This is a genomic window from Kitasatospora sp. NPDC038210 (genome assembly GCF_055600605.1).
This window is the reverse complement of sequence record NZ_JBVJYK010000011.1, coordinates 37,723-48,713: the sequence shown is the minus strand read 5'-3', so window position 1 is coordinate 48,713 and position 10,991 is coordinate 37,723. Positions and strand designations below refer to the sequence as shown.

Sequence of the window (10,991 nt, the reverse complement as noted above, 5' to 3'; positions counted from 1 at the left end):
CCATGACCAACCCCTTCGACGACCAGGACGGCACCTTCCTCGTGCTCGTCAACGACGAGAACCAGCACTCGCTGTGGCCGCAGTTCGCGGACGTCCCGGCGGGCTGGACCGTCACGCACGGCCCGGACACCCACGCCGCCTGCCTGGAGTACGTCGAGCAGGCCTGGACCGACATGCGGCCCAGGAGCCTCGCCGACGCCATGGACGGCCGGCGGTAGCCGACGTGACCACCACCGACACCAGGGACGGGGCCCGCGGCACCGCGGGCCCCGCCCGCCCCTCCGACCCCGCCGGGCCCTCCGACCGCGCCGCGGGCCTCGCCGGGCCCCGCGACCTCGCCGCGGACCTGCTCACCTCCGAGGCCCGGCGGGACCCGTACCCGTTCTACGCCCGCATGCGGCGCGAGAACCCGGTCCACCGCAGCGCCGACGGCACCTGGTACCTCACCCGGTACGCCGACGTCGAGACCGCCCTGGGTGACCTGCGACTGTCCAACGACCGGGACCGGATGACCCGGGCCTACGTCGCGCTCGGCGGCGACCTGAAGGCCCTCAGCCGGCTCACCGACCGGCTCGGCCGGGTGATGTCCAACACGGACCCGCCGGACCACGCCCGGCTGCGCAAGCTCGCCAACCGCGCCTTCACCGCCCGCCGCGTCGAAGCCCTGCGCGGCGGCATCCAGCGGATCGTCGACCAGCTGATCGACCGGGCCGTCCAGGCCGGGCCGACCACGGACCTGATCGAAGCCGTCGCCGCCCCGCTGCCGATGTCCGTCGTCTGCGAGCTCTTCGGCATCCCGCCCGTGGACCGCCCGCAGGTCAAGGCCTGGTTCAGCCGCTTCGGCCGGTTGAGCGAGGACCTCGACAAGACCGAGGAGGCGATCGGCGAGTACGAGGAGTACCTCGCCCGCCTCATCCGGCACCGCCGGGCCGACCCGGGCGACGACCTGATCAGCGCCCTGGTCGCCACCCAGGTGCAGGACGACCGGCTCACCGACTCCGAACTGCTGTCCACCTGTTTCGTCCTGATCACCGCCGGCGACGAGACCACCACCCACCTGATCGGCAACGGGGTGCTGGCCCTGCTGCGCCACCCCGACCAGCTGGCCCGGCTGCGGGCGGACCCGGGGCTGATCCGCGGCGCCGTCGAGGAACTGGCCCGCTACGACACGGTGACCCAGGCGATCGTCCGGGTCGTCGCCGAGGACCTGGAGATCGGCGGACGGACGCTGCGCGAGGGCGAGCTGGTCTACCTGTTCCTCGGCGCGACCAACCGCGATCCCGAACGCTTCGAGGACCCCGACCGGCTGGACCTCACCCGCCCCGGCAACCGGCACCTCAGCTTCGGCAACGGCCCGCACTTCTGCCTCGGCGGCCCGCTGGCCAAGCTCCAGGCGGAGGTGGCCGTCGGCACGCTGGTGCGTCGGCTGCCCGAACTGCGGCTGGCCGACGGGGCACGGCTGGACTGGCGGCCCAACCCCCTGCAACGGCGGCTGTGCGCCCTCCCGGTCACCCACTGACCCGATGAACGACGACGAAGGAGAACCGACCGTGGCCCGAGAGTTCGAGGTCCGCAAGGAACAGGACCTGCCCGCCACGCCCGAACAGGTCTGGGCGGCGGTCGCCACCGGCGCCGGCAACCTCGGCTGGCTGTACCCGATGGAGGTCGAGCCGCGCGTCGGCGGAAAGGTCACCCGGGCCGAGAGCACCGTCGTGGCGTGGGAGCCGCCGAGCCACTTCGCCGTCCGCGCGACGCTCGGCGACGAGTTCTCCAACACGCTCAGCTACCGGATCGAGCCGGCGGACGGCGGAACGAGCCACCTGCGGATGGGGATCCACTGGGTGCACGAGGGCGTCTGGGACGACGTCTGGGACCGGAAGGCGGACGCGGCCGAGAAGCACGTCCACTTCTACCAGCACGGCCTCGCCGAGTACCTGCGGCACTTCGCCGGCCGACCCGCCGTCTACGTCACCGCCCGGCGGACCGAACCCACCGCCGACCCGGCCGACTTCGCCGCCCTGCGCCGACGCCTCGGCCTCGCGGAGGACGCGGCCGTCGGCGACCGGCTCGCACTTCACGTCCCGGGCCGGGACGGCGGCCCGGAGGAGGCGGTCGTGGACTGGCTCAGCGCCGACTTCGTCGGCCTGCGCGGCCCGGACGCGCTCTACCGCTTCTTCAACGGCAGCACCTGGAACACGCCGATCTGGCTGGCCCACCACCTGTTCACCGAGGACACCGACGAGCAGCGGGCCACCGAGGCGTGGACCGCCTGGCTCAACGACACCCAAGCCTAGGAACCCCGATGCCAACCTCCACGGAAACCCTGCTCTACGCCGCCGAACTCGTCGAGGAGGACGGCGCCTTCACCCTCGTCGTCCAGGACGTGCGGCGGGGCACCGTCCAGACCACGCCGGTCCCCAGGAGCATGGTCGACCGGCTCCCGGTCTTCCTGTCGGCACTCAGCGCCAAGCTCAACCCGTCGGCGTCGCGCAGCCGTTGGTAGACCGCCCGGGAGGCCGGTGCCGTCCGGGTGCGTCCGCACCCCCACGGCACCGGCCTCGCCGTTCCGGCCGGACACCGCCCCGGCCGGATGCCGCCCCGGCTCCGGCGGGGGTCCGGTCTGAACGGTCGGGGTTTCAGGGGTGTGGGGGTGTCAGGGGCGTCAGGTGTCCTCGCCGAGGTCCTGTTCGCACCAGATGGTCTTGCCCGTCCCCGTCTGCCGGGTGCCCCAGCGCTGGGTGAGCTGGGCGACCAGCAGCAGGCCGCGGCCGCCCTCGTCGAACGTGCGGGCCCGGCGCAGGTGGGGGGCGGTGCTGCCGGTGTCGGAGACCTCGCAGATGAGTGAGCGGTCGTGGATGAGCCGTAGGCGGATCGGTTCGCTGCCGTAGCGGATGGCGTTGGTGACGAGTTCGCTGACGACCAGCTCGGTGACGAATGCGGCGTCCGCCAAACCCCATGCCGTCAGGCGGCGGACGGCGTCGACGCGGACGGTGGCGACCTGCGCGAAGTCGGCGGGCACCGTCCAGGTCGCGACCCGGTGGGGGTCCAGGCGCCGGACCCGGGTCAGCAGCAGGGTGGCGTCGTCGGCGGGGTTGCCGGGCGGCAGGGCGTCGACGATCCGGTCGCACAGGGATTCCAGCGAATCGTCCACGGGAGGGAGGGCTTGCCGCAGGGCGTCGAGGCCGGTGTCCACCGAGCGGCGCCGGGTCGCGACCAGGCCGTCGGTGTACAGGGCGAGCAGGCTCTCCTCCGGCAGTTCGGTCTCGACGGCTTCGAAGGGCAGTCCGCCCAGCCCGAGCGGGGGACCGGCGGGCAGCCGGAGGACGACCGGGTCGCGGCCCGTGCCGGCCAGCACGGGGGCCGGATGGCCGGCGGTGGCCAGCGTGCAGCGGCCCGACACCGGGTCGTACACGGCGTAGAGGCAGGTGGCGATGACCTCCCCGGCGGTGTCCGCGTGCGGGTCCGTCACGGTGTCCGCGTCCGGGTCCGTCACGGTGCCCGCGTGCGGGTCCGTCACGGTGCCCGCGTGCGGGTCCGTCGCGGTCTCGGAGGTCAGCCGGATGACCAGGTCGTCGAGCTGGGTGAGCAGCTCGTCCGGCGGGAGGTCCACGTCGGCGAGGGTCCGTACGGCCGAGCGCAGCTGGCCCATCGTGGCGGACGCCCGCAGGCCGTGCCCGGCCACGTCACCGACCACCAACGCCACCCGTGCGCCGGAGAGCGGGATCACGTCGAACCAGTCGCCGCCCACGCCGAGTCGGGGGTCGGCCGGCAGGTACCGGAAGGCGGCCTCCACGGCGGAGTGCACCGGCAGCCGTCGCGGGAGCAGGCTGCGCTGCAGGGTGAGCGCCGTGCCGCGCTCGTGGGCGAAGCGCCGGGCGTTGTCCACCGCGACCGCGGCCCTGGACACCAGTTCCTCGGCCAGCGCCAGGTCTTCGGGTCGGAACGGCTCGCCGTTCCGGAAGCGGACGAACTCCACCACGCCCAGGGTGGTGCCCCGGGCGACCACCGGAACCTGGATCCAGGAGTGGAAGCCGTACGCACGGCTGTTCGCGGCCCGCCGGGGATCCTCGGCCAGCCACGCCGTGACGGCCGCGTCCTGCGCCTGGTGCAGCCCGGAACACCCGGTCGCCAGGCTGCGGAGCGGGGGCGAGTCCGGCGGGAGGACGTCGATCTCGCCCACGCGGACCACGGCCTCCGGCACGCCCGCCAGCACGGACTGGTGTGCCGCCCGGCGCAGTACGCCGTCGGCGACCGGTCCGGGCGCGGGCTCCCGGCCGCCCGCGACGCCGTCCAGCAGGTCGACACTGACGAAGTCGGCGAGCCGGGGCACCGCCACGTCCGCCAGCTCCTGTGCCGTGCCGGTGACGTCCAGGGTGGTGCCGATCCGGGCGCCCGCGTCGTACAGCAGCCGCAGCCGCTCCCGGGTCTCTTCGGCCAGGCCGGCCACCGCGCGCAGCTCGGTGGTGTCCCGCAGGGTCGCCACGAGACCGGCGGGTCCGCTACGGACGGTCATCGGCCGGAGGTTGACGGCCACCAGGCGGTCCCCGGCCGGGTGCACCTCGTCGGTGACGGTCCGCTCTGAGGCCAGCAGTTCGGCCATGCCCGGGTCCAGCCCCAGCTCGTCCACCCGTCGGCCCTGCGCGTCCGGGCTCAGGGCGAGCAGCTGCTGCGCCTCGTCGTTGGCCAGCACCAGCCGGTGGTCGGCGTCCAGGATCAGGACGCCTTCGCGGACCGCGTGCAGTACGGCGTCGTGGTGCTCGTACATCCGGGTCATCTCGATCGGGCCCAGGCCGTGGGTCTGGCGGCGCAACCGGGTGCTCACCAGGACCGCCCCGCCGGCGGCGAGGACCAGCGCGCCGGCCGCGGCGCCGAGCAGCACCGGCAGCTGGCGGTTCACGGTGGCGCTGATGTCCGTGGTCTGCACGCCGGTGGAGACCAGGCCGACCACGGTTCCGTGCGCGTCCTTGACGGGGACGAGCGCCCGGACCGCGGACTGCGGGGAGCCGGTGAAGACCTCGGTGAAGGACTGCCCGGCCGCCGCCCGGGCGATGTCGCCCTGTGCGCGTTGGCCGATCAGGCCGGGCACCGGGTCGGTGTAGCGGATCCCGCCGGTGCTCAGCACGTCGACGAAGTCGACGCCGGAACCCTGCTGGGCCGCCAGGGCGAGGGGCCCGAGCGCCGCGGTGGGGTCGGGCGACTGCAGCGCCTGCACCAGGCCCGGAGCCTGCGCGAAGCCCGTCGCGACGGCGAGTGACCTGTGCCGGGCGTCGGTCTGGGCGTCGTTCACGGTCTTGAGCACCAGGACGGTCCCGCCGACCACGGCGAGCAGCAGCAGGACCGCCAGCTGCCAGAGGAAGGTCTGACCGGCCACGCTCCGCGGGCCGAAGTGCGAGGTCGGTCGCCTCCCCGCGGGCGGTCGGCCGGTCGGCTGCGGGTTCTCGGCCGACGGGGGCGGCGGAGGGCGGTGCCCGCGCCGCGGCCGACCGCCCGGCGGCCACATGGAGCGGAATGTGCGCATACGCGACTCCTACCCGCCCAGTCAGCGACCGCACGTCGTGTCGGGGGCGCCGGCCGTCGGCAGCGGACCGCCCGGGAGCCGTGGGGAAGAGCGCGGCGGGGCGCGCCGCGGGCCCTCCGTTGCCCGGAACCCGCAGGTCAGCGTACGAGGCCGGGTAGCCGCCCGGCAGCCCGGCCGCACGGCTTCGGCGGGCGGCCGGGCAGCGCGGGCGCCGGGAGACGGTTGCCGGGGTGCTCCCGGACCGCGTCACCAGCGGGTGGCGCGGTCACGGTCCGTGAGCCGACTAGTGCTTGACGGCGACACCCGCGTAGAACGACACCTGGGCGTCCGTGACCCCGTCCGGCAGTCGGCCGGGGGCGTCCTCGTCCGGGCGCCAGCGGTGTGCGGGCACGACTCCCGGTTCCAGCAGCTCCAGCCCGTCGAAGAGGGTCTCGAACTCGGCGCGGGGCCGCAGCCGCAGCGTGGTGCCCGCCTTGTTGTAGATCTCCTGCACCATCGGCGCGCCCTCCGGGTCCAGCTCCGCCGTGGCGTGCGAGAGCACCAGCGCCGAGCCCGACGGCAGCGGCTTCAGGAGCCGCTCCACGATCGCGCGTGCCTCGCCGAGGTCCGGGACGAAGTGCAGCAACGCCACCATGGAGAGCACGACCGGCTGCCCCAGGTCGAGCGTCCGCGCCACCTCGGGGGCGTTCAGGATGGTGTCCGGATCCCGCACGTCGCCGTGGACGTACGCGGTCCGCCCCTCCGGTGTGCTGGTCATCAGCGCCCGCGAGTGCGCCAGCACGATCGGATCGTTGTCGGCGTAGACCACCCGAGCCTCGGGAGCCACCGACTGCGCGACCTCGTGCAGGTTCGGGGAGGTGGGGATGCCCGTGCCGACGTCCAACCACTGGCGCAGGCCCCGCTGCGCCAGCGTCCGGGTCGCCCGGTGCATGAACGCCCGGTTCGCCCAGACCGCGATCCGCATGGTCGGGAACACCGTGAGCACGCGCTCGGCGGCCTCGCGGTCCACCTCGTAGTGGTCCTTGCCGCCCAGGAACCAGTCGTACATGCGGGCGCTGTGCGGTATGTCCTGCCGTATGACGGTGCTGAGCGGCTTCTCCAGGCCCTGGTCATCCACGTTCATCGCCGCCGCTCCCCGCTCTCTCCCCACGACCACACCAGGGCCGAAAGGACGATATGACTTGACGTACGGTCAGCAGTGTGACAGGTGAGGCGGGCAAGGTGCCAGTGGCCACCGATCACCGGCCTGCGACGACAGCCTTCGCGCGGTGCTCGCGACCCGCCGTTTCCGTACGAGTTCCTGGGCTGCTCGCCCAAGCCGGGCGACCTCCTCGAACGTCACGGATCCCGCACCGTCCACCTGCCGCTGTCGGTCCTGCTGCCGGAGCACATCCCCTGGCAGGTCACCGCGGGAGCACCGGACCACTGGACCCTCGACCGCGTGGTGTTCGCCCTCCACGAGGAGGGGGGCCGGAGAGAGGATCCATCGAGCGCGCACAGACCCCTGTCGGCAGCCACCCGGGGCCGACAGAATCACCCGTATGACAACCACCACGGTCGCGCCGCCCACCGGTGCCACTCCCGTCGACCTCGCCAGGGGGTTCCTGACGGGTGGCGCGGTCGGGGTGTCGCTGGCCGCCTTCGTCGTCGGCTGCACCCTCGGGAAGGTGCCGCTGATCGTCGCCGGTCCGGCCCTGCTCGCGGCGTACGGGCTGCTGTTCCGCCTCGCCGGCGCGCCGCGCCGGGCCCGGGAGGCGGCCCTGGCACCCCGCACGGCGCTGGCGCTGGTCGACGGGCTGGAGGTGCAGAAGGGCGAGGAGACGGACGTCCCGGTGCGGTTCGACCTCACCGTCGCCCCGGACCGGGCGCCGGCCTTCCGCATCCGGATCACCCAGGACGTGCACGTCTCCGAGCTGCGCGACCACCGGGCGGGCGCGGTCCTGGTGGTCCGGTACCCGCCGGACCGGCCGTGGCTGGTGCGGATCGTGAAGCGGCCGACCCCGGAGTGGGAGGAGCGGGCGGCCGGCGCCGTCCTGGAGTCGGCGCCCGGGCCGGCCGTGGCGGCCGAGCGTCAGGACGGCTGCGCCTGGAGCCTCGTCACCCTCCTCGGGGTGCTGCTCGGCGCGGCCGCCGTGGTCCTGCTCCTACGCGCCGAGCTGTTCGGGAAGGACACCGACACGCCCGACGGACGCTCCGCCTCCGTGACCTCGTCGAGTACGAGCACGGTCACGAGCACCGGCACGGTCACGGGTGCGGTCACCTCCTCGGCCTCCGGCACGGTCTCCTTCGGCCCGGGCCGGTCGATGCTGGACCGGGGCGCGCTGCGGGAGGCCGTCGAGTCGCTCACCGGGGGCGGGGGCGGGGGCGGGGACGGCAAGCCGGCGCTCACCGTCGTCGTGCAGGAGCAGCTGCTGACGGTCGTGTTCTCCCCCGCCGGGGTGGACGCCCCGTCGTTTGACCCGCGCTCGCTGCCCTTCGACCGGGTGCCCGCGCTGGTCGAGGAGGCCAGGACCACGCTCGGCGTCGACTCGCCGCAGACCTGGCAGCTCTCCGCGGAACGTCTGACCGGTGCCCTCACGATCAGGATCAGTGTGGCCGGGGCCGGCGGCTCGGCCTCCCTGGAGGCGGACGGTCGGGGCGTGGTGGTGCGGCGCAGCCCGGCCCGCTGAGGGCGTGCCGGAGGGGTCGGCCACCGTGGTGCGGCCCGGTGGGGCAACGGGGTCGGAGCGACAGGAGGGATGGGCGCATGGGGTGGCACGGGTACCTGGCGCTGTGGTGCGCGGTGCTGGGCGCGGTGGCGCTGGTGGGGTACGGCCGGTCGCTGGCCGGGGTGACCAGGGCGCAGCGGATGGTGCGGGTGCGGGGGCGGATCGAGCGGGTGCGGGAGCCCCGGCACGGCGGCTCCCGGCGAGGGGGGATCGCGGTGGTGGTCTCCTACCGTGAGCCGTCCTCCGGTGCGGAGGTCATCGTGACGAACGACGGTGAGCGCGGCGAGATGATCACCGCCGCGTGGACGGGCCGGGAGATCGGGGTCCGCTACCCGCGCGGGAGGCCGCACGACTACCGGTTCAGCGACGATCCGGAGGCGGGCGGTCGCGGGCTGGGCTGGCCGAACGCGGCGCTCTTCCTGATCTACGTCGGCCTGGTGGTCGTCGCCTCGGTCGACTGGGGCTGGCCGTGGGCACTGGTCGGCGTCTGCGGGCCGTGGGCGCTGGTCGGTGTCTGCTACCTGCCGGGGAACGTGCGCGACGCCCGGCACCGCCGCGAGCAGCTGGCGTCGATGGTCGCCGTCCCGGGCCGGATCGTCGCGGTGCTCAGGGACGTCAGCACCGACGCGGAGGGCAGCACCTCCACCACGATCACGCCGGTGGTGGCGTTCACCACCCGCGAGGGCGCGGCCGTCACCGCCCACTGCGACTCGGGGGTGCCGGACCCGGCCGGGTCGTACGGGCGGGAGCTGACGGTGCACTACCCGGAGGACGATCCGGCCCGGTTCGTGCCGGACCACGCGGCCCGGCAGCGCTCGGTGCGCTCGGACATCGCGGTCAACGTGGTGTTCCTGGTCCTCGTCGCGGCGGCGGCCGTCGTGGGCGTCGTCCTGCTCTGACCCGGAGCGGGCCCCGCCGGCCCCGCCGTCCGCGGCGGGGCCCCCAGGGGGCGGCTACGGCATGGCACCCCGAAGGCTCCGTCCGGTCAGCTCCCGCCGTCGCCGGCAGGCCGAGAGCGGCCGACGGCTCCGAAAGACCGGGTGTGGCGACACTGCGCTTCGTGGTCGGCGCGGGCATGTCGTGAGATCCACTGATGCGGCTCCCGTGGCGGCAGTCTCGTGGCAGGGGTTTCCGTCCAGCGGTGCCGGGAAGCCGCTGTCACGAATCCGGCCGGGACACCCCATCCGCCGAGGGCGGGCCGGGGATCTCCCATCCGAGGCCCCGAGACGGTCCGTACGGCCCGGGGAGCAGGGCCGGCCGTCCTGGTCGTCCTGCTCGCCGTCGCGGTGTCGATCGTGCCGGCTGACCGGAGCCCGCCGGAGCCCGCCGGACCGTTCGAGGGCCGGACCGGCGTCGGCCATGGCACCCGAGGAGTGACGACGTGACGGACCGCGACAGCGAGCGCCTGCTCGCGCTCTATCTGAACGACCACCTCGCCGGCTCCTACGGCGGTGCGGCACTCGCCCGCCGGATCGCCCGCGAGCATCCCGACACCCCCGAACTGTGGCGCCTCGCACGGGAGATCGCCGAGGACCGCGACGAACTCGTCAGCCTGATGCGGTCCCTCGGGGTACGGCCCCGCCGGCACCGCATGCTGCTGGGCGTCGCCGCCGAGAAGACCGGCCGGCTGAAGCTCAACGGGCGGCTGGCTCGCCGTTCGCCGCTCAGTGACCACCTGGAACTGGAGGCCATGAGGGCGGGCGTCCAGGGCAAACTCGCGCTCTGGCGGGCCCTGCGCGCGGCGACGGGACCGGACGGTCCGCTCGGCTCCAAGCTGCGCCTGCTGGAGAACCGCGCCGAGCGCCAGGCGGACGTCCTCGACGCACGGCAGGCCGAGACCGCCCAGGTCCTGCGGCCGGGTCTTGCGGAACCGGGCCGGCCGATCCCGTTCGTGACCGGGAAGAGTGGCCGGGCGAGTCGGGAGCCGGGTTCCGGGTACACGCCCACACATCCCGACCGATCGGGAGCGAGAAGCGGGCCGAGGAGATCGCCGCCCGCACCGTGAACAAGGAACGGGGAGGGGCGTTCCTTGTTGTGCGGATTCGTTGCTCTCGTCCACCGGCAGCAGGGCAACGAGCCGGAGGGCCGCCTACGGGCCGCCGGGACTGCACGGAGGAGTCCGACGTCGCGGATCGCGGATCGCGGATCGCGGACGGCGTGGCGACCGTCCTGTCGGCTCCCACCGGGCACCGGGCACCGGGCAGCATCCGCGTCCGGAGACGGTGCCGCTTCCGTGAGTGCCGGCTGATCGGCGGGTCGCTGTCCCGCGAGATCGGCGGGTCAACTCCTCTCGCGAGCAGGGCCGTCCGGCCGCCTGTTTCCCCAGGCCGGGCCCCGTACCGGGGCCCGGCCTGCGGACGGGTGGCCATCACCTCGGCTGGCGAGCCGACCGACCCCTGCGCAGGAACGCGCCGCCGAGTGCGAGGGCGATGAGGAAGACGACGATGCCGATGAGGAGGAGGTAGAGCAGGCCATGCGCGGCCACGCCGATGATCCCGAGGATGATCGCGACCAGAATGAGGAAGAGGATCCAGGCCATGGCGGCCCTCCTTCGTTCTCGTTCTTTGCTCTCGTTCGCCGACGGGCTGCGCGGTGTCGGCGAGGGTCACGGCGGTGCCATTGGCCGGCGGCTCGGACCGACACCGGGTTCCGTACTTCGCGTGTGATCGCCTGTCCCGGCGGCGAAACCAGCACAACCGCCCCGGCTCACTCGCGCCCTGGAACGCCCGGAACGCCGATGAGCCGGGCCCGGAGGCGCAGGCCGG

10 protein-coding genes are annotated in these 10,991 nt (G+C 74.2%); 7 read left to right on the top strand and 3 right to left on the bottom strand.

Annotated elements, in window-relative coordinates; genetic code table 11:
* Window positions 1-2: 2 nt before the first annotated feature.
* Genes ACZ7KX_RS22530 through ACZ7KX_RS22515 form a run of 4 tightly spaced genes read left to right on the top strand, consistent with a single transcriptional unit; the run spans window position 3 to window position 2,503 of the window.
* A complete protein-coding gene (locus tag ACZ7KX_RS22530) occupies window positions 3-218 on the top strand; it encodes an MbtH family protein (protein ID WP_350525056.1) in 216 nt (71 codons plus the stop codon).
* 5 nt (window positions 219-223) lie between these two features.
* A complete protein-coding gene (locus ACZ7KX_RS22525; RefSeq protein WP_470328005.1) occupies window positions 224-1,519 on the top strand; it encodes a cytochrome P450 family protein in 1,296 nt (431 codons plus the stop codon).
* A 31-nt stretch (window positions 1,520-1,550) separates the two neighbouring features.
* Window positions 1,551-2,294, top strand: a complete 744-nt coding sequence (locus ACZ7KX_RS22520) for an SRPBCC family protein (protein WP_470328004.1) — start codon at window positions 1,551-1,553, stop codon at window positions 2,292-2,294.
* A gap of 8 nt (window positions 2,295-2,302) precedes the next feature.
* Window positions 2,303-2,503: a hypothetical protein gene (locus ACZ7KX_RS22515; RefSeq protein WP_470328003.1), complete on the top strand. Its 201-nt coding sequence runs from the start codon at window positions 2,303-2,305 to the stop codon at window positions 2,501-2,503.
* Window positions 2,504-2,662: 159 nt separating this feature from the next.
* Here the strand turns inward: ACZ7KX_RS22515 and ACZ7KX_RS22510 are convergent, their stop codons facing one another.
* Together ACZ7KX_RS22510 and ACZ7KX_RS22505 are read right to left on the bottom strand one after the other, a co-directional pair.
* Window positions 2,663-5,500 carry a SpoIIE family protein phosphatase gene (locus ACZ7KX_RS22510; protein WP_470328194.1) on the bottom strand — a complete coding sequence of 946 codons (2,838 nt, stop codon included), beginning with the start codon at window positions 5,498-5,500 and terminating at the stop codon, window positions 2,663-2,665.
* 301 nt (window positions 5,501-5,801) lie between these two features.
* Window positions 5,802-6,641: an SAM-dependent methyltransferase gene (locus tag ACZ7KX_RS22505; protein ID WP_470328002.1), complete on the bottom strand. Its 840-nt coding sequence runs from the start codon at window positions 6,639-6,641 to the stop codon at window positions 5,802-5,804.
* A gap of 418 nt (window positions 6,642-7,059) precedes the next feature.
* Between ACZ7KX_RS22505 and ACZ7KX_RS22500 the strand changes: the two genes are divergently transcribed.
* The 3 genes from ACZ7KX_RS22500 to ACZ7KX_RS22490 all read left to right on the top strand — a co-directional run bounded on the left by ACZ7KX_RS22500 (window position 7,060) and on the right by ACZ7KX_RS22490 (window position 10,231).
* Window positions 7,060-8,187, top strand: coding sequence for a hypothetical protein (locus ACZ7KX_RS22500; protein ID WP_470328001.1), 1,128 nt, complete (start codon window positions 7,060-7,062; stop codon window positions 8,185-8,187).
* Between the two features lie 77 nt (window positions 8,188-8,264).
* Window positions 8,265-9,125 carry a DUF3592 domain-containing protein gene (locus ACZ7KX_RS22495; protein ID WP_470328000.1) on the top strand — a complete coding sequence of 287 codons (861 nt, stop codon included), beginning with the start codon at window positions 8,265-8,267 and terminating at the stop codon, window positions 9,123-9,125.
* A gap of 482 nt (window positions 9,126-9,607) precedes the next feature.
* Window positions 9,608-10,231: a hypothetical protein gene (locus tag ACZ7KX_RS22490; RefSeq protein ID WP_470327999.1), complete on the top strand. Its 624-nt coding sequence runs from the start codon at window positions 9,608-9,610 to the stop codon at window positions 10,229-10,231.
* Window positions 10,232-10,594: 363 nt separating this feature from the next.
* Here the strand turns inward: ACZ7KX_RS22490 and ACZ7KX_RS22485 are convergent, their stop codons facing one another.
* Window positions 10,595-10,765, bottom strand: a complete 171-nt coding sequence (locus tag ACZ7KX_RS22485; RefSeq protein ID WP_470327998.1) for a hypothetical protein — start codon at window positions 10,763-10,765, stop codon at window positions 10,595-10,597.
* Window positions 10,766-10,991 lie beyond the last annotated feature (226 nt).